The sequence below is a fragment of the Agromyces sp. NPDC058484 genome, assembly GCF_042720415.1.
In the GTDB taxonomy this organism is placed as follows: domain Bacteria; phylum Actinomycetota; class Actinomycetes; order Actinomycetales; family Microbacteriaceae; genus Agromyces.
Genome location: NZ_JBHXMP010000018.1, coordinates 42,582 through 67,703, shown reverse-complemented (window position 1 = coordinate 67,703; position 25,122 = coordinate 42,582). Strand labels below are relative to the sequence as shown.

Genomic DNA, 25,122 nt, shown 5'->3' with positions numbered 1-25,122 from the left:
ACTTACACACCACCCCCCACAAAACTTTTTTTTGTTTTTTGTGGGGGTTTGTTTTTTTTTACTACCCCCCCGCGGGCGGGGGGCCCCGGCGGGGGGCCGCCCCCGCGTCCCACATTACTTCGCGGCGACCGGTTCGGCGCCGGCGGCGACCTCCGGCCGGGCAGCGGTGCGAGGCGCCTTCAGCCGGGCCTCGACCTCGACGGGCCTCGCGTCGGGCGCGGGCTTCGCCTCGGCCGCCGGCTGCGTCGTCACGGCCTTCGTCGCACCGTTGTCGGATGCCGCGGCTGGAGCGGCCGGGGCGGGTGCCACCGCTCCCTGCGGCTTCGGGCGCGCGGCGAACAGCTCGAACTGCGCGCGCGGCTCCTGCACCGCCGACAGCGACACGATGTCGCGGCCGAGCCAGAAGTTGTTCCACCAGCCCCAGAACACGCGGAACTTGCGCTCCCAGCTCGGCATCGCGAGTCCGTGGTAGCCACGGTGCGCGAACCACGCGATGAGGCCCTTCAGCGCGAGCTTGCCCGACTGGAACACGCCCGAGCCGATGCCGAGGCCGGCCACGGCGCCCATGTTCTTGTGGAAGTACTCCTTCGGCTCCTCACCGCGGAGCACCGCGACGATGTTCTTCGCGAGGAGCTTGCCCTGACGAACGGCGTGCTGCGCGTTCGGCACGCAGAAGCCGCCGACGCCGCCGCCCGTGAGATCGGGCACGGCCGAGATGTCACCGGCGGCCCAGGCGTCGGCCACCCAGTCGTCTTCATCGCCGACGCGGAGGTCGGCGCGGGTCAGGATGCGGCCGCGTTCCTCGACGGGCAGGTCGCTCGAGCGCACGATGGCCGGGTTCGCCATGACGCCGGCCGTCCACACGATGAGGTCGGACTCGAACGTCTCGCCGGTGGACAGCTCGATGACGCCGTCGACCGCGCTCGTGAGCTGGGTGTCGAGGTGGATCTCGGCGCCGCGCTGGGCGAGGTGCTTGATGACCCAGTGGCTCGTCTCGAGCGACACCTCGGGCATGATGCGACCCATCGCCTCGATGAGGTGGAAGTGCGTCTCGTCGAACGTCAGCTGCGGGTAGAACTCGAGCAGGGCGCTCGCGAACGAGCGGAGCTCGGCGAAGATCTCGATGCCGGCGAATCCGCCGCCGACGACGACGAACGTGAGCAGCCGCTCACGCTCGGGGCCGGGCGGCAGGCTCGACGCCTTGTCGAAGTTCGTGAGCACCTTGTCGCGGATCGCGACCGCCTCTTCGATCGACTTCAGGCCGATCGCGTTGTCGGCGATGCCCGGGATCGGGAATGTGCGCGACACCGCGCCGCCCGTCACCACGATGACGTCGTACTCGAACTCCCACGGCTCACCGACCTCGGGCGTGATCGTCACGGTCTTCGAGGCGTGGTCGATCCGGGTGACCTTCGCGGTGACGACGTTCGTCTTCTTCAGGTGCCGACGCTGCGACACGACCGAATGACGCGGCTCGATCGAACCCGCGGCCACCTCGGGAAGGAACGGCTGGTAGGTCATGTAGGGCAGCGGGTCGACGACCGTGACCTCGGCCTCGCCGGGCCGCAGCCACTTCTCGAGCTTCCACGCGGTGTAGAACCCCGCATAGCCACCGCCGACGATCAGGATCTTGGGCACGGTGAATGGACTCCTCATGGTGTGGTGATCGCGATCACTGTTCGCGAGAGCGGACAGTCCGCCTGGTATGCCGAGTGGCGCCGATGCCCAACAGCACCCCCAGCGTACCAAATGCGGCGACCAGCGAGAGCGGAAGCGTGATATAGGCGAGCGTCCACGCGGTCGGCAGCAGGGTCTGCGCGCCGTCCGAACGCGGCAGCGGCGGGTCGGCGATGGGCACGATCTCCTGCGGCTCTCCGTCGGTCGCGGGCTCCGGGGCATCCGCCCGCCGGTGCAGCGTGATCCACTCCGCGAGGCTGGGCAGCGGGCTCCCCTCCACCGTGGGCACGTCGACGGTGAGGGCGGCGACCGGGTCGATGATGCCCCATCCGTAGAGGGGGCTCGGCACCTCGTGGCCGTGCGGATCGGCGGTGCGGATGAGTCGCTCGATGACGTTCGCGGCATCCAGTTCGGGATATTCGCTGCGGATGAGCGCGACGAGTCCCGACACGATGGGCGTGGCAGCGCTCGTTCCGCTCCACTGCACGTAGCTCCCGTCCGCGAGCACCCCGACGAGGTCCTCGCTCGGCGCCGCGACGGCGATCGTGATGCCCTGCGAGCTCGCGTCGAAGCTCGCGTTCTTGTCACGATCGACGCCCGCGACGGTGAGCACGCCGGGGATCGTCGCGGGTGCGCCGACCTCGCTCGTGCCGCTTCCGCGATTGCCCGCGGCCGCCACCACCACCACGTCATTGTCGAACGCGTACATGAAGGCGTCGTCCCAGCTCTCGGGCCAGTCGAGCGTGTTGCGGGTGAGCGACATGTTGATGATGTCGGCGCCGCTGTCGACCGCCCACTTGACCGCCTCGGCGATCTGGTCGTCGTTCGACTTCTGCGCGCCGGTGTCCTGCCCGAATGCGACGGACGCGGAGATGATGTCGGCTTCGGGTGCGACGCCGATCACGCCGTTGCCGGTGCCGGTGCCGCGGCCTGCGAGGAGCGACGCGACCATCGTGCCGTGGTTCGGGTCGTCGCCGACCGGCGTCTGGCCGTCGGGTGTGCCGATGCCCGAGACATCCGTGCCCGCCGTGACCACGCCGCGGAGTTCGGGGACATTCCCGTTCACGCCCGTGTCGATCACCGCGACCGTGACGCCCTTGCCCTTCGACGTGTTCCAGGCGGTGGTGAAGCCGTAGTCTGCGAGCCAGTACTCGAGATCGCGCACCGTGTCGGCGTGGGCGGGCGCGGCGCCGGCAAGGGCGATCATCGTCGCCGCGGCGACGGTGGCGGCGACCTTCGCTGCCACCGCGAGCGTGCTCTGCCGGCGACGCGTCACGCGCGACTCGCCGTCTCGTCGTCGGGCGTCTCGTCGTCGGCCGGATCCGCCGGATCGGGCACGTCGACGCCGTAGTCGGGGCACCGGCAGACGTCGGGCGACCACGAGGAGCGCTCGAGCGCGAGATCGCCGATCGGGTTCGCGCCCGGGCCCGCGGCGAGGGCGTGCGCGGCGAGCGCATGCAGGCACTTGACGCGCGTCGGCATGCCGCCCGCCGAGATTCCCTCGAGCTCGGACACGACCGCGACGGACTCGCGATCGGCGATGTAGTCGACGTGCGCACGCGCGTAGGCGGCCGCGACATCGGGGTCGGCGGCGAGGAGTTCGCCGCACTCGACCATGACCTGTGCCGCCTCGAGGAACGACATCGCGGCGGTGGCCACCGGATGCGTCAAGTAGTAGAACGTGGGGAACGGCGTGCCGTCGGACAGGCGCGGGGCCGTCGCCACGACGGTCGGCGCGCCGCACACGCAGCGCGCGGGAATGCCCACGACATCGCGCGCCTGACGGCCGAGCTGTATTGAGACGATACGGATGTCGCGCTCGCTCACCGGGCCGAAGGGGGGCCGCGTCATCCGTTGCTCCCGTCTCCGGGGGCGCCTGCCGGCTCTCCTGGCGGCGCGTCCGCCGGAATCGCCGCGGGCGCCGTCGGCGCCGGCGCCGGGGCGAGCCCGGCGACCATCACGGAGTCGAGCAGGGTGCGCATCCAGTCGCCCTTCGATTCGGTCACCTCGGCCGAGACGTCTGCCGCGGCATCCGCCCTGGCCGCCTCGGTGCGATCGTCGATGACGAGGTAGCTCACCTCGCCCGGCATCACGTAGTACAGGCGTTCGCGCGCCTGCGTCACGATGAACGTCTCGTCGTTCCATCGTTCGCGCTCGTCGCGGAGGCGCGCCACCTCGGCCTCCTGCTCGGAGACGGCCGTGCGGAGCTCCGCGATCTGCTGGCGCTGCTGTGCGAACGCCGCGATCGTCGGCGCGAGCACGACTACCGCGAGCACGAGCACGCCCATCATGATGAGCGAGAACCCTGAGAATCGGATGCCGCTCAGCCATCCCGCGCGAGTGCCCGTCGAGCGCGGCGAGCGCGGAGCATCCGGATGCATCGCCCCTCCTCAACGACCCGGGCGACGCGTCGGGGGCGACCCCACGGCCGCCCCCGACGCCCGGATCACGCCGTGAATCGGGGGAACGCCGTGCGGCCGGCGTACACCGCGGCCTCACCGAGTTCTTCTTCGATCCTCAGGAGCTGATTGTACTTGGCGACACGCTCGCTGCGGGCGGGCGCGCCCGTCTTGATCTGACCGCAGTCGGTCGCGACGGCGAGGTCGGCGATCGTGGTGTCCTCGGTCTCGCCCGAGCGGTGCGAGAGCACGGCCGTGTAGCCGGCGCGCTGCGCGAGCTTCACCGCGTCGAGCGTCTCGGTGAGGGTGCCGATCTGGTTCACCTTCACGAGGATGGAGTTGCCGACGTGCTTCGCGATACCGTCGGCGAGACGGGCCGGGTTGGTGACGAAGAGGTCGTCGCCGACGAGCTGCAGCTTCGTGCCGAGGCTCGCGGTGAGTTCGGCCCAGCCGTCCCAATCGTCCTCGGCGAGCGGGTCCTCGATCGAGATGAGCGGGTAGGCGTCGGCGAGCTCGGCGTAGTACGCGTTCATCTCGGCGGCCGTGCGGTCCTTGCCCTCGAAGCGGTACACGCCGTTCTCGAAGAACTCGGTCGCCGCGACATCCAGGCCGAGGGCGATGTCGGTGCCGAGTGTGAAGCCGGCCTTGCCGATCGCCTCGGCGATGAAGTCGAGCGCGGCGCGGTTGTGCTCGAAGTCGGGCGCGAAGCCGCCCTCGTCGCCGAGGCCCGTCGAGAGCCCCTTCGACTTGAGGAGGCTCTTCAGCGCGTGGTAGGTCTCGACGCCCCAGCGGAGGCCCTCGGAGTAGGTCGGTGCGCCGATCGGCAGGACCATGAACTCCTGGATGTCGACGCCGGTGTCGGCGTGTGCGCCGCCGTTGATGATGTTCATCATCGGCACGGGAAGCACGTGGGCGCTGGGTCCGCCGAGGTAGCGGAAGAGCGGCAGGTCGGCCGAGTCGGCGCCGGCCTTCGCGACGGCGAGGCTCACGCCGAGAATGGCGTTCGCGCCGAGGCGGCCCTTGTTCTCGGTGCCGTCGGCCTCGATGAGGGCGGCGTCGACGAGGCGCTGGTCGGCGGCGTCGAGGTCTTCGATGGCCGGTCCGAGCTCGTCGAGCACGGCGTCGACGGCCTTCTGCACGCCCTTGCCGAGGTAGCGGCCTGCGTCGCCGTCGCGCAGTTCGTACGCCTCGAAGGCGCCCGTCGACGCACCCGAGGGCACAGCCGCGCGTGCGAGCGTGCCGTCGTCGAGCAGCACCTCGACCTCGACGGTCGGGTTGCCGCGAGAGTCGAGAATCTCGCGGGCGCCTACAGCTTCGATGAATGCCACAGTGGACTCCTCAGGGATGGGGGTGGGGGCGAGTGCGTCGGACGACTCCGTCGTGATCCGCAGGCCAGTCTACTGACGTGGTCACCGGCGTGACCTGCGACATCGGATGCCGCGGCCGCACGTCGTGGTCGCGACATCCGGCGCATGCTCGTCGTGCACCGCCCGGCCCGCCCGCGTTCCCCGCCGCCCACGGCCCGCCCGCGTGCCCCCGCCGCCCCACGGCCCGCGGCATCCGTGTGTGGGGGTTCACTGCATCACCCCGGGCCCGCTGCGAGATCGAAACGGCGCAGATGCGTGGACGCAGTGCGCATTCGCGCCCCTTCGATCTGCGATGCCGCGGGCGGTATCGGTCGCCGCTCGCTTCAGGGGATCGAAACGTCGCCGATGCCGGGTCGAACCCTGCGCCTGCCCCCCTTCGATACCGCAGAAGGATCGGATACCACAGAAGGATCGGATACCACGGAAGGATCGGATACCGCGGAAGGATTCGATACCGCGGAAGGATCGGGCGAGATGCGGATCACGCATCTCCGGGGCGCGCGAGCAGCGCGCGAACTCCAGCAAGGAACAGCGCGCGATTCGCCTCGAGGTCGTCGGCCGTGACCTCGACGACGCGCCATCCCGCCGCCGCGAGATCGCGCCGCCGCCTCAGGTCCTCCTGCCAGCGCCGACGATCGGTGCGATGGATGTCGCCGAGGTACTCGAGGGCGATCCGCCGCCCGGGGTACGCGAGGTCGGGATGCACGACCCTGCCTGACGCCAGCCGCACGGGCGGGTTCGGGATCGGCTCGGGCAGGCCCGCGTCGACGATCGTGAGCCGAAGATGACTCTCCTTTCGCGACTCCGCCCCAACTCGGATCCGAGGCAGGGCGTCCGCGAGCACCCTCGCGCCGCGCCGCGAACCCCACTGCGCCGCGGCATCCCGCAGCGCGTCGATCGTCGCGAGTGCTGCCGCGCGTACCTCGCCTCGGCGCCGGCCGGTCACGATCGCGTCGCCGAGCGCCACGAGGTCGTACACGGACAGCTCGTTCGCGAGCTGGCACCAGGCATGGGCGGGTGCGACGATCGGCAGCCCCTCCCGGAGCACGACCGGCGGCGCGACGGATGCCGCATGGCCGGTCACGCCGCGCCCGCGGGCGCGAGCGGAGCCGGGTGGCGCGAGCACATGCACCGCGGCCGGGTCTTCGGGCAGCGGCAACTGGAACAGCGCGGCCGCCGTCGCGTGGCTGAACGCCTCGCCCGGCCGGAGCAGTGGTTCGTAGGCACGGCAGCGATCGACCACATCGTCGAGGTGGAGGCCGAGCGAGCGGACGGCGGTGAACGGCCGCTGCACGTCGGACGCGACGAGGCGTCCTCTGCTCGCGCCGTGGAACTCGCGGTCGCGCACCCGGAAGGCCGATCCGGACAGGTGCGGGGCGAGCGGGGCGCGTCGAGTCACTCGCACATACTGCCCGGCCGAACGTACGAACCAGCGGGGCTTTTCCACAGCCCTGCGCTCAGCGCTTCGAAACAGCGCAGATGCTGGGAGGGGCCGTGCATCTGCGCCCTTTCGGTGAGGCCGACGGCTGATCCGAGAAGTGTGCTGTCCCGGCGGGACGGGACGGGCTACCGTGCTGTCCCGGCAGGGCGGGACAGGACCCCTGTGCATCTCGAGAGGGCGCGGATGCGTGGTGCGACCACGCATCCGTGCCCTCTCGACGAGGGATTCATGCCCGAGGCCGGCGCGCGTCAAGCGCCACGCAGTGCGGAACGCGGGCGACGCGAGCTACGCGGAGAGCTCGCGGAACGCGAGCGACGAGGCATCCGTCGTCGCGGTCGTCACGGCGGCGAACGCGTCGAAGCCGTCGGCGGACACCCGGTCGAGCAGGGCGCGCAGGTTCTTGACGCGGCGTTCGAAGCGCACACGGGTTCCGGATGCCACGAGCTCGTGCTTCAGCGAGAGCAGCTCCGCCGGCTCGACGTCGGCGTCGTACACGAGCACGACCGCCCGCGGGCGACCCTCGTCGCGCACTGCGAGCAGATCGACGATGCGCTCGAATCCGATCGAGAACCCGCACGCCGGCACCTCCTGCCCGAGGAACCGCCCGATCATGTGGTCGTAGCGGCCGCCGCCGCCGAGCGAGTAGCCGAGGTCGGGGTGCGCGATCTCGAAGATCGTTCCGGTGTAGTAGCCCATGCCGCGCACGAGGGTCGGGTCGAACTCGATCGCCGCACCGGGAAGCGCGGCGCGCAGCGCGAGCAGTTCGGCGTACGCACCCTGGTCGAGCCACGCGGGCGGCGGCACGAGGCCGTCATGCAGGTGCCAGTTCGCTGCGGTGAGCGCCTCGAGCTCCGCCGCGACATCCGTGCCCGCCGTGATGGCACCATGATCGCGCAGCTCGGCGGCCACTCCTCCGACGCCGATCTTGTCGAGCTTGTCGATGGTGATCAGCGCGCGTTCGCGCAGCTCGCCGGGCACACCCCACGAGCCGAGGATGCCCGCGAGGATGCGCCGGTCGTTGAGCCGGATGGTGCAGCCGCCGAGTCCGAGCGCCTCGAGCGTCGCGATGGTGGCGGTCAGCAGCTCGAGTTCGGCGAGCGGTCCGGCCTCGCCGATGATGTCGATGTCGCACTGCACGAACTGGCGGTAGCGCCCCTTCTGCGGTCGCTCGGCGCGCCACACCGGGGCGATCTGGATGGCCCGGAACACGGGCGGCAGCGCGGCCCGGTGCGTCGCGTAGAACCGCGCGAGCGGCACCGTGAGGTCGTAGCGCAGGCCGAGGTCGGCGAGCGCGAGGGCGTCACCGGATGCCGCGGCCGCCGCGAGGTCGTCGGGCGTGAGGCCGCGCCGCATCACGGCGAACGCGAGCTTCTCGTTGTCGCCGCCGAGGCCGGCGTGCAGGCGCTGCGAGTCCTCCATCACGGGCGTCTCGATCTCGTCGAAGCCATGCGCCGCGTAGACGCCGCGGATCACGCCGAGGGCGTGCTCGCGTCGGGCCTTCTCGGCGGGCAGGAAGTCGCGCATGCCGCGCGGAGGTGTGACGGATGCGGCCATGCCGACCATTCTTCCAGCACACCCGCCGCCGCCCGGCACGCCGCCCGGGGACGACGTCGCCGCACCCGGCTGACTCAGCCGAACAGGTCGAGGTCGACGCCGCGCAGCTGCGCCGCCCGCTGCAACGCCTCGGCCTCGTCGATGCCGACCGCGAGGTAGACGTGCAGCCCGTCGGCGTCGTCGCGCACGAGGTACTCGTAATCGCTGGTGACGATGACCTCGTCGGCGCCGTCGAGGTAGCTCCACCGCACCCGTACCGTCGAGATCCGGTCGGTCAACGCGCTCACCGCCCGCAGCTCGGGCACCGCCGACTCGAGCCCGAGCATGCGGTAGAGCGGGTACGACGAGGCGAGTCCCGCCGCCATGTCGGCGCGGCTCTCGAGCGCGCCGGCGAAGTCGTCGGTGACGATCATGCCGGGCAGCCCCCACAGTCGCGCGGTCGACTCGGCGTCGAACTCGCGCAGCGCCGCGGCGTACTCGTCGAAGAACTCGGCGAGCCGTTGCTCGTTGATGCCCATGGAGCCCTCCTCGATGCCCATGCCCCGACCGTACGCCGACGGCGGGGCATCCGCGACATCCGACACGGCCTCGACCTCGCCCACCGCGCAGGCCGGCCCGCCGATAGACTCAGCCGGTTCCGACGGCGAGGAGGCATGGTGGGCGGAATCACGGTCGAGGGGGTCGCCCGCACGTTCGGCGACGTGCATGCCGTGCGAGACGCGACGTTCTCGGTCGAGCCGGGCCACGTCGCGGGGCTCATCGGCCCCAACGGCGCGGGCAAGACGACGTTGCTGCTCATGCTCGCGACACTGCTCGCCCCCGACGCGGGCAGCATCCGCATCGCGGGGCACGATCCCATGACCTCGCCGCGGCTGGTGCGCGAGCGGATCGGCTGGATGCCCGACGCCCTCGGCTCGTGGCCGTCGCTCACAGTGCGCGATGCGCTGACCACGAGTGCGCGCATGTACGGCATGACGACGGATGCCGCATCCGCTCGCGCCGCAGAGCTCATCGCGTTGGTCGACCTCGTGCCCCTGGCCGACCGGCCCACCCGCGTGCTCTCGCGCGGACAGAAGCAGCGGCTGAGCCTCGCCAGGGCGCTCGTGCACGATCCGGAGGTGCTGCTGCTCGACGAGCCGGCGTCGGGACTCGATCCGGCCGCGCGGGCCTCGCTGCGAGAACTCGTGCGACGCCTGGCCGGCGAGGGCAGGACGGTGCTGATCTCGAGCCACGTGCTCGCCGAGCTCGATGAGATGGCGGACTCCGCCGTGTACCTGGCGGGCGGCGTCACCGCGGCCGCCGACGACGTGGCGCGCGCCGGCCGAAGTGCCAGGCAGTGGCGCATCCGCTCGCTCGACCCCGCGCGGCTCGGCGCCGCGCTCGACGCCGCAGGATTCGGCGACGTCGCGCGCACCGACAACCTCGGCGCGGTGGTTCCGCTCACGACCGAGGCGGATGCCGCGCAGCTGCTCGCGCACCTCGTCGGCGCCGGGGTGCCCGTCTCGTCGTTCGCGCCGGCCGTCGGCGACCTCGAGCACGTATTCCACGATCTCAACCGCACAACCGGTGAGGAGGCGGGTGCATGAGCGGCTTCCTTCCGGGCATGTGGCTCATCGTCGCGCTCGACCTGAAGCAGCGGGTGCGGGGCGTGGCGTGGAACGTGCTGCTCGGCGTGTTCGTGGTGCTCGTCACGATCGTGACCGTGCTGCTCGTGCTCGCGACGAACGCGTGGGCCGACGGCGGCGGCGGGGTGTTCTCGACGATCGTGTTCTTCGTGCTGCTGCTCGGCACGCTCGTATCGCCGGCGCTCAGCGGCAACGCGATCAACGGCGAACGCGACGCGGGCACGCTGGCGACGACGCAGGTCACCCTCGTCACGACCGCCCAGCTCGTCGTCGGCAAGTGGATCGCGGCGTGGCTGACGGCACTCGCCTTCCTCGCCGCGTCGCTCCCGTTCCTGGTGTTCGCGGTGGCGCTCGGGCAGGTGTCGGCCGCGACGATCGCGATCTCGACGGTCGTGCTCGCGATCGAGCTCGGCGTCATCGCGGCGATCGGCGTCGGCCTCTCCGCCCTGCTCACCCGTCCGCTCTTCTCCGTGACCGTGACATACCTCGTGATCGCCGCGCTCAGCGTCGGCACGCTCATCGCGTTCGGCCTCGGCGGCGCGGCGGTGCAGTCCACCGTGCGCTCGACATACATCGGCGTCGACTTCGAGCAGCTCGACGAGAACGGTCTGCCACCCGGCGGCGGTCGCCCCGCCTGCCTGCCGCCGCAGACGAGCACGCACCAGACGCCGCGCTTCGACTACGTCTGGGGGTTCCTCGCCGCGAACCCCTACGTGGTGGTGGCGGATGCCGCGCCCGGCACCTTCGACGCGACCGGCAACCCGCGCGACCTCTTCGGCTGGATCGCCGTCGGCGTGCGCGGCGCGCAACAGGCGCCCGAGCTCGAGACGACGATCGACGACTGCACGAACTGGTCGGCGTCGGGCCAGTGGCCGCCGGGCGACCACGAGACGCCGAAGGAGATCTACGACCGTACCGTGCCGTCGTGGTTCGTGGGACTCGCGATCCATGCCCTCCTCGGCGCGGGCGCGCTGGTGTGGGCGTGGCGGCGCACGGAGGTGCCGGCGCGGCGGCTTCCCGCCGGGAGCCGAGTGGCCTGAGTCGCGGCCTCAGGCGTTGTCGTCGCCGGCCGCTTCCGCCGCGCGCACCTCGTGCTCGAACGCGCGCACCGCGTGTCGCAGTGCGCGTTCGGCGTCGAGTCCCTGCGAACGAGCGGATGCCACGAGCGCGAACAACATGCGGCCGAGCTCGTCCTCCGTGGCGGGCGCGATCGTGGCCGCGGCATCCGTCACCGACTCGCCGAGGACGGCGTCGGCGGACACACCCGCCTTCTCGGCCTTGTCGAGCACCTTCCGTGCGAGCGCGAGCGCGGGCATGCCGCGCGGCACACCGTCGAGCACGCTCGTGCGGTGCGGTTTCTCGTCGGCCTTCAGGTCCTCCCAGAACGCCACGACGTCGGCGGCGGTCTCCGCCGTGCGCTCCCCCCCGAAGACGTGCGGATGCCGCGACACCATCTTCGCCGTCATGTGCGCCGCGACATCCTGGATGTCGAAGTCCTCGCCGGCGGTGTGTGCGGCGATGTCGGCGTGGAAGAGCACCTGGTAGAGCACGTCGCCGAGCTCCTCGATCATCTCGGCGCGATTGCCCGACTCGATGGCGTCGATGAGCTCCCAGCTCTCCTCGACGAGGTACTGCACGAGACTCTCGTGGGTCTGGTCGGCGTCCCACGGGCATCCGCCGGGAGCACGCAGCATTGCGACGGTCTCGATGAGCTCGTCGAGTCGTGTGGTCTCGCCCACCGGCTCCGCTCGGGTGATTCCGGCGGACGCCGCCGTGCCGCCGTGTCGGATGTCGCCCACGATCGCTCCCCTCCGGCGAGACGCCCTCGCAGCCATGGTAGGCGCTGACCGGTGCCCGCGCGCCCGCCGCCCTGCACCGGGCGCCGATAGGATCGGGGTCCGATGAACGTCCTCCGCTCCGAACGCCTCGCGGCGATGCTCCTCCTCGCCGCCGCCGTCCTCGGCCTGGTGATCGCCAACCTGCCGTTCGGCCCGTCGGTCATCAACACGAGGGACGCCCACCTCGAGATCCCCCTGATCCAGCTCGACCTCTCGGCGGGGCACTGGATCACCGACGGCCTGCTCGCGATCTTCTTCTTCATCGTCGCGGTGGAGCTGAAGCGCGAGCTCGTCATCGGGGAACTCAACTCGCTCTCGAAGGCGCTGCTCCCGGCGATCGCAGCGGTCGGCGGCGTGGTCGTGCCGGCGGCGATCTTCGTCGCCTTCACCGCGGGCACCGGCACGGCCAGCGGATGGCCCGTCCCGACCGCGACCGACATCGCGTTCGCGCTCGGCGTGCTCGCCGTCTTCGGCACGTGGATCCCGACCCGCGTGCGGGTGTTCCTCCTCGCGCTCGCCGTGCTCGACGACCTCATCGCGATCCTCATCATCGCGTTCTTCTTCACCGCCGACGCCGACCTCGCCTCGCTCGGGCTCGCGATCCTGGCGATCGCGCTCTTCGGCGCAGTGAGCCGCATCATGAAGCCGCGCTCGGCGTGGATCCTGTCGCGGCGCCCGCAGTGGCCGATCGTGCTCGTGCTCGTCGTGCTCGGCGTGCTCGCCTGGTACTTCACCTACCGCTCGGGCGTGCACGCGACGATCGCCGGCGTCGCACTCGGACTCGTGATGTCGCGGCGCCCGGGCGGCCGCGCCGCCCACACGCTCGAACCGTGGTCGAACGGCGTGATCCTGCCGCTGTTCGCCTTCTCGGCGGCGATGGTGGTGGTGCCGCAGGTCAGTCCGGGCGAGCTGGACCCGGCGTTCTGGGGCATCCTCGTCGGCCTTCCGGCCGGAAAGCTGATCGGGATCGTCGCGGCGGGCGGCGTCGGCGCGCTGGTGGCGAGACGTCGCTCCGGCACCCCGCTCACATCGGCGGACCTCGCCGTGGTCGGCGCGCTCGGCGGCATCGGGTTCACCGTGTCGCTGCTCATGAACGAGCTGGCGTTCGCGCGCCTGCCCGACGTCGCGGACGAGGGCACACTGGCGGTGCTCCTCGGCTCGGGCATCGCGATCGCGCTGTCGGGTGTCGTCGTGACGCTGCGGTCGCGGCATTACCGCCGGCGCGGCGAGCATGCGGGGATGGGCGGCGCGTTCACGCACTGAGGCGGGGCGTCACCGAAACCGGGCGCGTTACGGCACCGGGCGCGTTACGGCGCCGGGCGCGTCACAGCACCGGAGCGTCACCGTTGCCGGTGCAGCACGTCACCGCTCCGGTGCGAAACGGAGCGGGAGGCGCACGGGACCGGTGTTGCCCGAGACCGGGAGCCACTCCCCTGGTCCGTCGGCCGCGACATCCGGCATCCGTCGTGCGAGCAGCGGGAGCGCCACGCTCATGTCGGTGCGTGCCACGAAGTGGCCGAGGCAGTGGTGGATGCCGCCGCCGAAGCCGCTGTGCAGCGGCCGTTCGTCGTAGGTGATGTCGAACGGCACGCGATCGCCCATCGCCCGCGGGTCGGTGCCGATCGCGTGCGAGAGCACCTGCACGATGCCGCCCGCAGGGATGTGCAGCCCGCCCAGGTCGACGTCGTCGATCGCCTCCCGCGTGACCCAGGTCACCGTGGGATTCACGCGCATCACCTCCTCGACGGCGCGTGCGCCGAGGTCGGGCCGCTCGGCCAGCAGTGCCCACTGCTCGGGATGCGCGAGGAAGGTCTGCATGGCGAGCCCGAGCTGGTTGCGCGTCGTCTCCATGCCCGCGAACGCGAGGAACACGAGGGCGACGCTCAGCTCGCGGCGGTTCAGGGCATCCCCCTCCTCGTGCGCGGCGATGAGCGTGGTCACGAGGTCGTCACGCGGGTGAGCCTGCCGGTCGGCGATGACGTCTTCGATGTAGCCCGTGAGCCCGTCCAGCGCCGCCTCGATGCGTGGGAGGTCGTGACGCACGTTGATGCCGAACGACTTGCCGAGGTCGTCCGCCCAATGCGCGACCTGCGGCCATTCGTCGTCGGGAAGGCCGAGCAGCAGGCAGAGGATCCGGGATGCGTAGGGCTCGGCGAACTCGCTCACGAACTCGACTCGGCGGCGTGCTGCGAACGAGTCGATGAGGTCGTTCGCGAGGGCCTGGAACTGCGGCCGCATCGCCTCGATCGTCTTGCTGCGGAACGCCGGCCCGAGCAGCCGCCGCAATCTCGTGTGATCGTCGCCCTCGAGGCTCAGGAGCGTCTCCTGCCACCACTGGCGCCACGGCCCGTCGTGGATGCCGTTCTGGTCGGGCCACTTGCCGTTGCCCTGCCGGAAGCGGCGGTCCTTCAGGAGGGCGGTTCCCTCGTCATAGCGGAGGACCGCCAGTCCGTAGGGCGTCCTGGCATACCAGCTCGCCTCCTGCGCGCGATGCACGACATCGGAGGTGACGTCGAACTGCGGATCCGCGAGGTCGAGGAACGGGATGCCGGTCACACCGGCGAGTCTACGCACGAGCACCACCGCGGGCGCGTCGCCGGGCGCATCCGTCCGCGCCGTCGGACGATCTCCCTTGACCGTGGCGTCTCAGCCCCTCTATGGTCTGGATCTGACGTGTGACATCACACGTCCTCGAGTTTCACACCGACCAGAAGGAACGGAATGACCGGATATCTGAGCAGAGCGACGCGGCCCATGCTCACCGTGGCTGCCACCATCGCGATCGTGGTGGGCGGCGCCCTCGTGCCCGCAACCGCCGCGTCCGCGCACGGGACGCCCGCCGCACCCGACTACGACGTCGCCCCCGTGACCGGCGGAGCCGGCGCCTACGCCGAACAGCAGCTCGCGACGAACGGGCAGGGCGGGTTCCCCAACTACCGCATCCCGGCGCTCACCGTCACGAACAGCGGCGACGTCCTCGCGTCGTACGACGGACGGCCGACCGCCGCGGACTCCCCCGGGCCCAACTCGATCCTCCAGCGGCGATCCACCGACGACGGCGCCACCTGGGGAGCGCAGGAAGTGGTCTCGGCCGGGAAGACGACCGCGCCGATCGAGGGCTACTCCGATCCGAGCTACATCGTCGACCGTGAGACCGGCACCATCTTCAACTTCCACGTGAAGTCGTTCGACGCCGGCTTCGGCGGCTCCCAGCCGGGCGTCGACCCGGCGGCACGCAACGTCATCCAGGCGGATGTCGCGTCGTCCACCGACGACGGGCACACGTGGTCGCACCGCACCATCACCGCCGACATCACGGCAGACCTCGGCTGGCGCTCGCGGTTCGCCGCGTCGGGCCAGGGCATCCAGCTGAATTACGGCGAGCACGCCGGCCGCCTGCTGCAGCAGTACACGATCATCAACGGGTCGGGCCAGTTCCAGGCCGTGTCCGTCTATTCCGACGACCACGGCGTCACCTGGCAGGTCGGCACGCCCGTGGGCACCGGCATGGACGAGAACAAGACCGTCGAGCTCTCCGACGGCCGCATCCTGCTCAACTCGCGCGATTCGGCCCGCTCCGGCTACCGCAAGGTCGCGTACTCGACCGACGGCGGCGTCACCTATGGAGCCGTGACCATCGACAACGAGTTGCCGGACCCGACCAACAACGCGTCGATCGTCCGCGCCTACCCCAACGCGGCACAGGGCTCCGACGAGGCCAAGGTGCTGCTGTTCTCGAACGCCGCATCCACGTCGTCGCGCACCAACGGCACGGTCCGCATCAGCTACGACGACGGCGCCACCTGGCCGAAGGCACGTGTCTTCCAGTCGGCCGGCATGGCCTACTCGACGCTCGCCACCCTTCCCGACGGCAAGATCGGTCTGCTCTACGAGCCCGACGGCGGCAACGGCGGCATCCGCTTCGCCAAGTTCGACCTCGACTGGCTCCTCGCCGCGCCCGTGACCACGCCGGGAGCCATCGAGGTCACGGGCGGCACCGTGACGAACCCGAAGACCGGCGCCTACGTGGTCGGCGACGTCATCAACTACACCTACCGGGTCGCCAACCTGTCCTCCGCGATCACGACGGTCTCCCCGACCGGCAACGTCGAGCGCTTCGACCCGGCCGGCGGATCACCGAACTGCCGCTACCGCAACCTGCCGGCGAACGGTTCGTACACCTGCACGTCGGCGCAGCACACCGTTACGCAGGCCGACCTCGACGCCGGATCGTTCACGCCCGTCACGACCTGGACCTCGACCTCGGGTACGAACGTCACGACCGTGGAGCACTCGGGACAGACCGTGTTCTTCGGAGTGCCGGGGAAGATCGAGGTCACCGGAGGCGAGCTGGCCGACCCGCAGGAGTTCTACGCGGTCGGTGACGTGCTGCGCTTCAACTACACGGTTCGCAACCGCTCGAACGCGGTGACCACCGTGGTGCCGACCGGCAACCTCGCCAGTCTCGACCCGGCTCAGGGCTCGCCGAACTGCCGCTGGATCAACCTCGCCGCCGGCGGGTCGTACACCTGCACGACCGCCCACCACGTGGTCACGCAGGCCGACCTCGACGCGGGATCGTTCACGCCCGTCACGACCTGGACCTCGACGTCGGGTTCGTACGTGACCGTCGTGGAGCACACCGGCGAGACCGTCGAGCTCACCCAGGAGCCCGCGACCCTGGATGTGACGGCGACCAGCCGCTGCCTGGCCGGCAAGGTGTACGTGGCGGTGCGAGCGAAGAACGTCGGTGACGAGGCGATCGACATCACGCTGCGGACGCCGTTCGGCGAGCGCAGCTTCGCGGCGGTGGCACCCGGTGCGTCCGCGTTCCATTCGTTCGCCACTCGTTCGACCGCGGTCGAGGCGGGCACGGCCAGCGCGACCGTGACCGACGCCGGTGCCGTCGAGGCCGAGTACGCGGCGCTGACCTGCGGCTGACGTTCGGCCGATATCGCGCGTGATGCGCTTCGGGGTGCGTGAGGCACCCTGAAGCGCATCACGCGTTCCGCCGGGCCCTGCAGACGCGTCAGCTCGACATCGCCGGCTCCCCCGCGGCATCCGTCGATGTTGCCGGCTCGGGTACCGGGAAGATCGCGGTGACCAGCTTCGACACCCAGTCGATGAGGTCGGCGTCATCCGGCAGCTCGCCGCCCGGCATCGGGAACGGCACGAGGATCACGTCGTTCTGCGCGAAGGTCTTCGCGCCGGGGTAGAGCCGCTCGAGGCGCACCCGACGCGAATCGGGGATGTTCGCGGGCGCGATGCGGAGCTTCGACCCTGTCGCGATGACGTCGCTGAGCCCGGCGAGCTGGGCCTGGCGGCGGATCCTGGAGATCGCGACGAGGTGCTTCACCGCGTCGGGCGGCGTGCCGTACCGGTCGACGAGCTCGTCGAGCACCTGGTCGATCTGATCCGCTTTCGCGGCCGGGCCGCTCGCGGCGGACAGTTTCTGGTAGGCCTCGAGCCGCAGCCGCTCGCTGTCGACGTAGTCCTCGGGAATGTGCGCATCGACGGGGAGCTCGAGCCGGAGCTCGGTCTGCCCCGAGGCGGTGTCGCCGCGGAAGGCCGAGACGGCCTCGCCGATCATGCGCAGGTAGAGGTCGAAGCCGACGCCCGCGATGTGACCGGCCTGCTCGGCGCCCAGCAGGTTGCCCGCGCCACGGATCTCGAGGTCCTTCAAGGCGATCTGCATGCCGCCGCCGAGCTCGTTGTTCGCCGCGATCGTCGAGAGCCGGTCGTGCGCCGTCTCGGAGAGCGGCTTCTGCGGGTCCCAGAGGAAGTACGCGTACGCGCGCTCGCGGCCGCGGCCGACACGGCCGCGCAACTGGTGCAGTTGCGAGAGCCCGTACTTGTCGGCGCGGTCGATGATGATCGTGTTCGCGTTCGAGATGTCGAGGCCGGTCTCGATGATCGTCGTCGAGACGAGCACGTCGAACTTGCGCTCCCAGAAGTCGACGACGATCTGCTCGAGCAGGTGCTCGTTGAGCTGCCCGTGCGCGACGGCGATGCGCGCCTCGGGCACGAGCTCGGCGAGCTGCGCGGCGACCCGGTTGATCGACGAGACCCGGTTGTGCACGAAGAACACCTGCCCCTCGCGGAGCATCTCACGGCGGATGGCGGCGGCCACCTGCTGCTCTGAGTACGGCCCCACGAACGTGAGGATCGGGTGCCGGTCCTCGGGCGGCGTCGCCAGCGTCGACATCTCACGGATGCCGGTCACCGCCATCTCGAGCGTGCGCGGGATCGGCGTGGCGCTCATCGCGAGGATGTCGACGTTGGTCTTGAGCTTCTTCAGCGAGTCCTTGTGCTCGACGCCGAACCGCTGCTCCTCGTCGATGATGAGGAGCCCGACATCCTTGAACCTCACCTGCTCGGTCAGGATGCGATGCGTGCCGATGACCAGGTCGACGGTGCCGTCGGCGAGGCCCGCGACGGTCTCGCGCACCTCCTTGTCGGACTGGAACCGGGAGAGCGCACGCACATGCACGGGGAACCCCGCGAATCGCTCGTTGAACGTCTCGAGGTGCTGCTTCACGAGCAGCGTCGTCGGCACCAGCATGGCGACCTGCTTGCCGTCTTGGATGGCCTTGAACGCGGCGCGCACGGCGACCTCGGTCTTGCCGAAGCCGACGTCGCCGGCGAGCAACCGGTCCATGGGGATCGGCCGCTGCATGTCGGCCTTGACCTCGTCGATCGTCTGCAGCTGGTCGGGCGTCTCGGCGAACGGGAACGCCTCCTCCAGCTCGTGCTGCCACGGGGTGTCGGGGCCGAACGAATGCCCCTTCGCCGCCATCCGCGCCGAGTAGAGCTTGACGAGCTCGACCGCGATCTCGCGCACGGCCTTGCGCGCGCGACCCTTCGCCTGCGCCCAGTCGCTGCCGCCCATCTTCGAGAGCGACGGCGCCTCGCCGCCGACGTAGCGGCTGAGCAGGTCGAGCTGGTCGGTGGGCACGAAGAGCCGGTCGCCGGCCTGGCCCCGCTTCGAGGGTGCGTACTCGAGCACGAGATACTCTCGCACGGCGGTGGGCTGCTGCTGGATGCCCGCGGTGCGGCTCGGCCCGGTCGGGCGCGAACCCGTGGCGACCTCGCGTTGCACCATCTCGACGAAGCGGCCGATGCCGTGCGTCTGATGCACGACGTGGTCGCCGGCCTTCAGCTGCAACGGGTCGACGACGTTGCGCCGGCGCGTGGCGAGCTTCTTGTTCTGGCGCGCATCGTAGCCGGCCGCGCGTCCGTAGAACTCCGCCTCGGCGATGAGCCCGAGCTTCGCCTCGGGCACCTCGAAGCCCCGGGCGGCATCGGCCTGCACCAGGTAGGCGACGCCCGCTTCGAGGTCGGCCGGCACCGCGTCGACGAGCCTGGCCGCGAGCCCGGCCTCCGCGAGCACGTCGCGGGCGCGCTCCACCAGTCCGTGACCCGCGGATGCCACGACGAGCGCCCACCCGTCGCGCAGTCGCTCGGCGACGTGATCGACGGCGCCGGACACGTTGCCCGCGAAGCTCGGCATCGCGTTCGCGGCGACGCGCACGTACTCGGAAGCCATGCCGGCCGCGGCCTCGGCGGCTGCCGCGGGGGACGATGCCGCGACGACCTCCGCGGCATCCCCGATGTCGAAGCTCGAGAAGGTCCACCACACGCGACGCGGGTCGGGCGCGCCGGGAGTGCCCTTCGACGGGCTCAGGGGCCGCAGCACCGACTCGCGGAACTCGCGCACGGTGAGGAAGTCGCCCGCCGCCAGGTCGATGGGCGCCTCGGCGCCCGCCGTCGCGGCCGTCCATGCCGCCCCGAGGAACTCCCGGTTCGTCTCGGCGAGGCTCACGGCTCGGCCGGTGACCCGCTCGGGCTGCAGCACCGCGATCGCCATGCCCTCGGGGAGGTAGTGGCCGAGCGGCACGAGCCGCTCGAGGAGCGCGGGCGCCAGCGACTCCATGCCCTCGACGGGGATGCCCTCGGCGACCTTCTCGAGCAGGCCCGAGAGGCTCGGGAACTCGTGCACCATCTCGCGGGCGCGCTGCCGCACGGCGGGAGTCAACAGCAGCTCGCGGCTCGGCGCGAGCGACACCTTCTCGACGACCTCGGGAAGCGATCGCTGGTCGGCGACCGAGAACGCACGGAGCTCCTCGACCTCATCGCCGAAGAACTCGACGCGCACGGGGTGGTCGGCGGTGGGCGGGAACACGTCGAGGATGCCGCCGCGAACCGCGAACTCGCCACGACGGCCGACCATGTCGACACGTGCATAGGCCAGGTCGACGAGGGTCGCAGCGATGCGGGCGAGGTCGTATCCGCGGCCCCCGGCGACGAGTTCGATCGGTTCGAGGTCGGCGAGGTTGTCGGCGAGCGGCTGCAGCGCCGCTCGCACCGACGCGACCACGACGAGCGGATGCCGCTCGCCGGCCGCCGCCCAATCCTGCATGCGCCGCAGGGCATAGAGACGGCGCCCCACCGTCTCGGCCGACGGGCTCAGCCGTTCGTGCGGCAGGGTCTCCCACGCGGGGAACTCGAGGATCTCGGCGCCCTCGAGGTAGGGCGCGATCGACGACCGCACCGACTCGCCCTCACGACTGGTGGCGGTGATCACGAGCAGGGCGGGCGGAAGCCCCACCTCGGCCCGGCGCTGCAGGAGGCCTGCGAGCAGGGGCGCGTCGATGCCGGCGGGAGCCGAGAAGTCGGCGTTCCGCAGGGCCTCGGCGAGCGCGCCGTCGATCGTGGAGGCGCGCGAAAGCGCCGTGTTCAAGCCCTGCAGGTTCACCCGTCGAGTCTACGCGCGGGCTCCGACACGGCGGGCTCGAGCCCGCTAGCATGATCGCCGGACGGAAGGACACCCGCATGATCATCGCCGCAGCCGACGGCTCCGCCCTCGGCAATCCCGGCCCCGCCGGGTGGGCCTGGTACGTCGACGAAGGCTGCTGGGCCGCGGGCGGCTGGCCGCGCGCGACGAACAACCAGGGCGAACTCACCGCGGTGCTCGAGTTGTTCCGGGCCACAGCCCACCTCGACGACGAGTTGCTCGTGCAGTGCGACAGCCAGTACGTGATCAACGCCGTCACGAAGTGGATGCCGAACTGGAAGCGCAAGGGCTGGCGCAAGTCCGACGGCAAGCCCGTGCTCAACCTCGAGCTGCTGCAGGCGCTCGATGCGGCGGTCCAGGGCCGTCGCTACCGCTTCGAATGGGTGCGTGGGCACGCGGGGCATCCGGCGAACGAGGCGGCCGACGAGCGGGCTCGTGCGGCCGCGCTTGCTTTCCAGCAGCGCAACGAGGTGCCGAGCGGACCGGGGTGGACCGGCGCGTGCGAGTCGGCGGATGCCGCGGGCGAGCCCGTCATCGCCGCCGACGTCGCGCCCGGGGCATCCGCCGTCTCGGCCGTCGAGGCGGCCGCCGCCGACCGCGCGTCCGAGGAGGCGACCCTGTTCGACTTCGACGACCCGGCCGCCGATTGGCTGACGCTATCCCTCGAGCTCACGACCGAGGAGCACACCAGGCTCGTCGAGCGCGCCCGGGCGGCTGGCGTGACGCCCGAGGAATTCCTCCGGGGGCTCATCTGACCGATCGGGTCTTCCTCGTCTTCGAGGTCGACCCGGCGTCGACGAGCCTGTGCGGCAGGGGACGTGGGAGGTCGAAGCGTCGGCCAAGGATGCGTCTGCAGCGTTCAGCCCGCGTCATCGACCCAGCCGGTGGAAACTCGATGCCGAGTACTCGATGCCCGAGCCGCGTGTCAGAGGTCGAGAAAGTCACCGAGCCAGGAACGGACCGATGAGAGACAGTCCGTTGAGATCTGGCCGGCAATCCGCGTGAGTCGGTCGCGTGAAAGGGTGCGCGGCTGCTCAGTCATGATCCAGGACGGCCGGTCGAGACCGCTGGGCCCGTCGACGCGAATGTGGTTGGGCCATCCGCGGTCAGTCGTCGTGACCGGCAGGACGATGACGAGGGTTGTGACGGCGTCCAGATATCCGGCGGAGGCGATGACCAGAACCGGGCGATGCCCGCCCTGCTCCCGACCGCGCACCGGCTCGAGTGCAGCCCAGGCGATGACGCCAGGAGCGAGTTCGGGCTCCGTCATGAGTCAGCGTCAGTCAGTTCGGTTCGCTCCCAAGCGGCGGACTCGGCCGCATGCGATTCGGCATCCGCGGGCGCGGATCGGGCGATCGCTGCCTTCAGCCGATTCAGCCGCCACCTGCGATCCTCAGCGTCGGCGAGATGGGCGAGGTGCGCACCGAGAGTGAGGCCATCGCGTGACGCCTGCTCTTTGAGGCGATCGCGAAGCTCGTCGCTGACCTTGATCGTCGTAGTCATACTTTGAGTATACCGATGCGCGGCATCGTATCGTGGAAGACGGATATCAGACGCTGCGAGGGAGGTCGAGGATGAGCGAGGATCCCCAGCGCGCCGCGTGGCAGTACCGGCTTGATCGTCTCGCTCGTGAAGAGGCGATCGCCCGCGGCGAAGAGCCCGATGTCGCCGACATGGCGCCCGAACCGGCTCGACCGTCCACGCAGGCTGAGCGGTCGGCGTACGTGGAGAACGCGATCCAGCAGGCCATCCGTCGCGGCGAGTTCGACAATCTCCCCGGCGCGGGAAAGCCTCTTGAGGGATTGACCGGGCAGCACGACCCCGACTGGTGGATTCGTCGCAAGATCGAGCGCGAGCAACTGAGCGGGTTGGGTCCGCCCGCGCTCACACTGCGGGTCGAGAACGCCGAACTCGAGGACCGCCTGGATCGAATGCACCGCGAGTCCGAGGTGCGCGAGGCAGTCGAGGACTTCAACCGGCGCGTGATCGAAGCGCGCCGCCAGTTGCTCGGCGGGCCGCCCGTCGTGACCCCGACTCGGGATGCCGGCGGTGAGGTCCGTGCATGGCGCGAGCGTCGCGAAGCCCGACAGCGCCAAGTGACCGAGGCGCGCGAACAGCTCGAGCACGAGCAGAGGACGCCACGAGCTCGGTGGTGGAGGCGTCGCGACTGACGATCCTCGATCGGGCCCATCGAGCGGCTCGAAGAGACCCCAGCTCAGGCGAGCGGCCGCCTCCCTACGCCGGTGAGTGGAACCGCTGCTGCGCGGCCACGATTCCGACGGAGACGATCGCCTCGACGGCGTCCGCGGCATCCGACACCAGGTTCGGAAGCGCCTGCCGCTCGGAGCCCGAGAAGTCCTTAAGCACGAAGTCGGCCGCGTCCTGGCGACCGGGCGGGCGGCCGATGCCGACTCGCACGCGGGTGAACGCACCGGCATCCGTCGCCTTCGAGACGTCGCGGAGGCCGTTGTGGCCGCCGTGTCCGCCGCCCTGCTTCAGGCGCACGGTGTCGAAGGGGATGTCGAGTTCGTCGTGCACGACGACCAGCCGGTCGACGGGCAGCGCGTAGTACTTGAGCAGCGCCGACACCGGGCCGCCCGACGTGTTCATGTAGCCGTTGGGCTTCGCGATCACGAGCTTCGGACCGCCGGGGGCGAGGAACCCCTCGGCGACGCGCGAGGGCGTCTTGTGCGTCCTGAAGGACGCGCCGAGGCGCGCAGCGAGTTCGTCGGCGACCATCTGGCCGACGTTGTGGCGGTTGCCGGCGTACTGAGCGCCGGGGTTGCCGAGCCCGACCACGAGCCAGGTGTTGTCGGACACGAGGTCGTCCTTCCGGCGGGGACGCAGCCGGTCGAGGAGGCCCATGGGCGACTCCTTTCGACGAGGCGGCGATGAGCGGGCTCAGGGGAGACAGGACGGGCCTGCGGCCCGCAATCCGAGCGTACCCGGATGCGGCGCCGCAGGCCCCGTGCGCGAGACGGCGCGGAGTGGCTACTCGGCCGACTCGGCCGTGGCCTCCTCGGCGGGCGCCTCGGCCTCGACGGCCTCCTCGCCCTCGGCCTCGGCGGCCTCCTCGCCCAGGTCGACCTTCTGGGGGACGTGCACGAGCACGACCAGCGTCTCGGGGTCGCTCATGAGCGTCGCGCCCTTGGGCAGCTCGACGTCCTTCGCATGGATCTGCGCGCCGTCTTCGAGGCCCTCGATCGACACGACGATGTTCTCGGGGATGTGCGTGGCCTCGACCTCGAGGGAGAGGGTCTTGGCGTCGAGGTCGGCGATGGTGCCGGCGAACGACTCGCCCTCGAGGTGCACGGGCACCTCGACCTGGACCTTCTCGCCGCGCTTGATGACGATGAGGTCGAGGTGCTCGATGATCTGGTGCACCGGGTCCTTCTGCACGTCCTTCACGAGGGCGAGCTGGCTCTTGCCGGAAATCTGCAGGTCGAGCACCGCGTTGGCCTTGCGGATGAGGAGGCCGACCTGGTGACCCGGCAGGGTCAGGTGCTGGGGGTCGGTGCCGTGACCGTAGAGCACCGCGGGGATCTTGCCGGCAGCGCGGATCTTGCGGGCCGCGCCCTTGCCGAACGTCTCGCGGGCGTTGGCTTCGACCTTGTTGTCTTCGTCCATGGTGGTTCTCCTTGCGGGCTCGCGGCCCAGATCGTCTGTCTGTTGTTTCGACTCGAACGCGCGCACGTCTCGTGCGCAATGCGTGAGGAACAGCCGTGAAGCCTGGTTTCCACCGCGTCGATCACGGATGTCGCGGCCGGCCCGGAGGCCTGCTGCGAGGCATCCCTCGCCGAAGTACAGTCGCCCAGTCTAGCGGATGCCGCGGAGCGCCGTGACCGCGGCCGTGACGACCTCGTCGACGGGCCCGATGTTCTCCACGCGGATGCCGCGCTCGTCGGATTGGAGCGGCTCGAGCGCATCGAGCTGCGACGTGAGCAGCACGGCCGGCATGAAGTGCCCCGGCCGGTCGCCGACCCGGTCGCCGAGTTCGCCGGCCGGCACCACGAGCTCGACGAACACCGCATCGGGGCACGCCTCACGGATCGCATCGCGATACGCGCGCCTGAGTGCGGAGCACGCGATCACGCGTCCGGCGTCAACGGCCGAGCTGAGCGCTTCGCCCACCCGTGTGAGCCACGGCCATCGGTCGGCGTCGCCGAGGGCGATGCCCATGCGCATCTTCTCGACGTTCGCCGCTGGGTGCAGGTCATCGGAGTCGATGAAGTCGAGACCCGGGAATCGTCCGGCGAGCCGCTCCGCCAGGGCTGCGCCGACGACCGACTTGCCGGCGCCGCTCGGCCCCATCACCACGATGCGAGGCGGAGCATCGATCAAGGTCATGCGTTGCAGGGTAGCCGAGACCTCACCGCAACACCGCGCAACCGTGAGCCGCGCCCACAGTACGCTGGAGTCGACCCCCA

General features: G+C 70.7%; 21 protein-coding genes. 6 read left to right on the top strand and 15 right to left on the bottom strand.

What is annotated here, in order from left to right; all coding sequences use genetic code 11:
- Nucleotides 1–114: 114 nt before the first annotated feature.
- The 8 genes from ACFWN7_RS14505 to ACFWN7_RS14470 form a co-directional block, all read right to left on the bottom strand.
- On the bottom strand, nucleotides 115–1,638 hold the full coding sequence (locus ACFWN7_RS14505) for an NAD(P)/FAD-dependent oxidoreductase (protein ID WP_376939534.1): 1,524 nt from the start codon (nucleotides 1,636–1,638) through the stop codon (nucleotides 115–117).
- Between the two features lie 34 nt (nucleotides 1,639–1,672).
- Nucleotides 1,673–2,953 (bottom strand): S8 family serine peptidase, encoded by a 1,281-nt coding sequence (locus ACFWN7_RS14500; RefSeq protein WP_376939533.1) that lies wholly within the window; start codon nucleotides 2,951–2,953, stop codon nucleotides 1,673–1,675.
- Nucleotides 2,950–3,528 carry a DUF501 domain-containing protein gene (locus ACFWN7_RS14495; protein ID WP_376939532.1) on the bottom strand — a complete coding sequence of 193 codons (579 nt, stop codon included), beginning with the start codon at nucleotides 3,526–3,528 and terminating at the stop codon, nucleotides 2,950–2,952. The genes ACFWN7_RS14500 and ACFWN7_RS14495 overlap by 4 nt, the downstream gene beginning before the upstream one ends.
- Entirely contained in the window at nucleotides 3,525–4,058 is a 534-nt protein-coding gene (locus ACFWN7_RS14490) for a septum formation initiator family protein (protein ID WP_376939531.1), read from the bottom strand. The genes ACFWN7_RS14495 and ACFWN7_RS14490 overlap by 4 nt, the downstream gene beginning before the upstream one ends.
- Nucleotides 4,059–4,123: 65 nt before the next feature.
- Nucleotides 4,124–5,404 carry a phosphopyruvate hydratase gene (gene eno, locus ACFWN7_RS14485; protein WP_376939530.1) on the bottom strand — a complete coding sequence of 427 codons (1,281 nt, stop codon included), beginning with the start codon at nucleotides 5,402–5,404 and terminating at the stop codon, nucleotides 4,124–4,126.
- 520 nt (nucleotides 5,405–5,924) lie between these two features.
- Nucleotides 5,925–6,842 (bottom strand): hypothetical protein, encoded by a 918-nt coding sequence (locus ACFWN7_RS14480; protein ID WP_376939529.1) that lies wholly within the window; start codon nucleotides 6,840–6,842, stop codon nucleotides 5,925–5,927.
- Nucleotides 6,843–7,169: 327 nt separating this feature from the next.
- A complete protein-coding gene (gene hisS, locus ACFWN7_RS14475; RefSeq protein WP_376939528.1) occupies nucleotides 7,170–8,438 on the bottom strand; it encodes a histidine--tRNA ligase in 1,269 nt (422 codons plus the stop codon).
- A gap of 74 nt (nucleotides 8,439–8,512) precedes the next feature.
- A complete protein-coding gene (locus ACFWN7_RS14470) occupies nucleotides 8,513–9,040 on the bottom strand; it encodes a hypothetical protein (RefSeq protein WP_376939527.1) in 528 nt (175 codons plus the stop codon).
- 51 nt (nucleotides 9,041–9,091) lie between these two features.
- Between ACFWN7_RS14470 and ACFWN7_RS14465 the strand changes: the two genes are divergently transcribed.
- A complete protein-coding gene (locus tag ACFWN7_RS14465; protein WP_376939526.1) occupies nucleotides 9,092–10,024 on the top strand; it encodes an ABC transporter ATP-binding protein in 933 nt (310 codons plus the stop codon).
- Nucleotides 10,021–11,103, top strand: a complete 1,083-nt coding sequence (locus ACFWN7_RS14460; RefSeq protein ID WP_376939525.1) for an ABC transporter permease — start codon at nucleotides 10,021–10,023, stop codon at nucleotides 11,101–11,103. The genes ACFWN7_RS14465 and ACFWN7_RS14460 overlap by 4 nt, the downstream gene beginning before the upstream one ends.
- Before the next feature lie 9 nt (nucleotides 11,104–11,112).
- Here the strand turns inward: ACFWN7_RS14460 and ACFWN7_RS14455 are convergent, their stop codons facing one another.
- Nucleotides 11,113–11,862 (bottom strand): MazG family protein, encoded by a 750-nt coding sequence (locus ACFWN7_RS14455; protein ID WP_376939524.1) that lies wholly within the window; start codon nucleotides 11,860–11,862, stop codon nucleotides 11,113–11,115.
- 102 nt (nucleotides 11,863–11,964) lie between these two features.
- Here ACFWN7_RS14455 and ACFWN7_RS14450 point away from each other — a divergent pair, with 102 nt between their 5' ends.
- Entirely contained in the window at nucleotides 11,965–13,164 is a 1,200-nt protein-coding gene (locus tag ACFWN7_RS14450; RefSeq protein WP_376939523.1) for a Na+/H+ antiporter NhaA, read from the top strand.
- Nucleotides 13,165–13,263: 99 nt separating this feature from the next.
- On the opposite strand, the gene ACFWN7_RS14445 is transcribed toward ACFWN7_RS14450, so the two are convergent.
- Nucleotides 13,264–14,457 carry a cytochrome P450 gene (locus ACFWN7_RS14445; protein WP_376939522.1) on the bottom strand — a complete coding sequence of 398 codons (1,194 nt, stop codon included), beginning with the start codon at nucleotides 14,455–14,457 and terminating at the stop codon, nucleotides 13,264–13,266.
- 207 nt (nucleotides 14,458–14,664) lie between these two features.
- Here ACFWN7_RS14445 and ACFWN7_RS14440 point away from each other — a divergent pair, with 207 nt between their 5' ends.
- Nucleotides 14,665–16,842: an exo-alpha-sialidase gene (locus tag ACFWN7_RS14440; protein WP_376939521.1), complete on the top strand. Its 2,178-nt coding sequence runs from the start codon at nucleotides 14,665–14,667 to the stop codon at nucleotides 16,840–16,842.
- An 88-nt stretch (nucleotides 16,843–16,930) separates the two neighbouring features.
- Here the strand turns inward: ACFWN7_RS14440 and mfd are convergent, their stop codons facing one another.
- Complete coding sequence (gene mfd, locus ACFWN7_RS14435) at nucleotides 16,931–20,656, bottom strand: transcription-repair coupling factor (protein WP_376939520.1); 3,726 nt, start codon at nucleotides 20,654–20,656, stop codon at nucleotides 16,931–16,933.
- Between the two features lie 77 nt (nucleotides 20,657–20,733).
- Between mfd and ACFWN7_RS14430 the strand changes: the two genes are divergently transcribed.
- Nucleotides 20,734–21,450, top strand: coding sequence for an RNase H family protein (locus ACFWN7_RS14430; RefSeq protein WP_376939519.1), 717 nt, complete (start codon nucleotides 20,734–20,736; stop codon nucleotides 21,448–21,450).
- A 170-nt stretch (nucleotides 21,451–21,620) separates the two neighbouring features.
- On the opposite strand, the gene ACFWN7_RS14425 is transcribed toward ACFWN7_RS14430, so the two are convergent.
- A complete protein-coding gene (locus tag ACFWN7_RS14425; protein WP_376939518.1) occupies nucleotides 21,621–21,965 on the bottom strand; it encodes a type II toxin-antitoxin system PemK/MazF family toxin in 345 nt (114 codons plus the stop codon).
- Between the two features lie 304 nt (nucleotides 21,966–22,269).
- Here ACFWN7_RS14425 and ACFWN7_RS14420 point away from each other — a divergent pair, with 304 nt between their 5' ends.
- Nucleotides 22,270–22,866, top strand: coding sequence for a DUF1992 domain-containing protein (locus tag ACFWN7_RS14420; RefSeq protein WP_376939517.1), 597 nt, complete (start codon nucleotides 22,270–22,272; stop codon nucleotides 22,864–22,866).
- Between the two features lie 64 nt (nucleotides 22,867–22,930).
- On the opposite strand, the gene pth is transcribed toward ACFWN7_RS14420, so the two are convergent.
- From pth to ACFWN7_RS14405, 3 genes are all read right to left on the bottom strand, one after another.
- Nucleotides 22,931–23,560 (bottom strand): aminoacyl-tRNA hydrolase, encoded by a 630-nt coding sequence (pth, locus tag ACFWN7_RS14415; protein ID WP_376939516.1) that lies wholly within the window; start codon nucleotides 23,558–23,560, stop codon nucleotides 22,931–22,933.
- A 126-nt stretch (nucleotides 23,561–23,686) separates the two neighbouring features.
- Nucleotides 23,687–24,322: a 50S ribosomal protein L25/general stress protein Ctc gene (locus ACFWN7_RS14410; RefSeq protein WP_376939515.1), complete on the bottom strand. Its 636-nt coding sequence runs from the start codon at nucleotides 24,320–24,322 to the stop codon at nucleotides 23,687–23,689.
- A 189-nt stretch (nucleotides 24,323–24,511) separates the two neighbouring features.
- Nucleotides 24,512–25,042 carry a gluconokinase gene (locus ACFWN7_RS14405; protein WP_376939514.1) on the bottom strand — a complete coding sequence of 177 codons (531 nt, stop codon included), beginning with the start codon at nucleotides 25,040–25,042 and terminating at the stop codon, nucleotides 24,512–24,514.
- Between the last annotated feature and the right edge of the window lie 80 nt (nucleotides 25,043–25,122).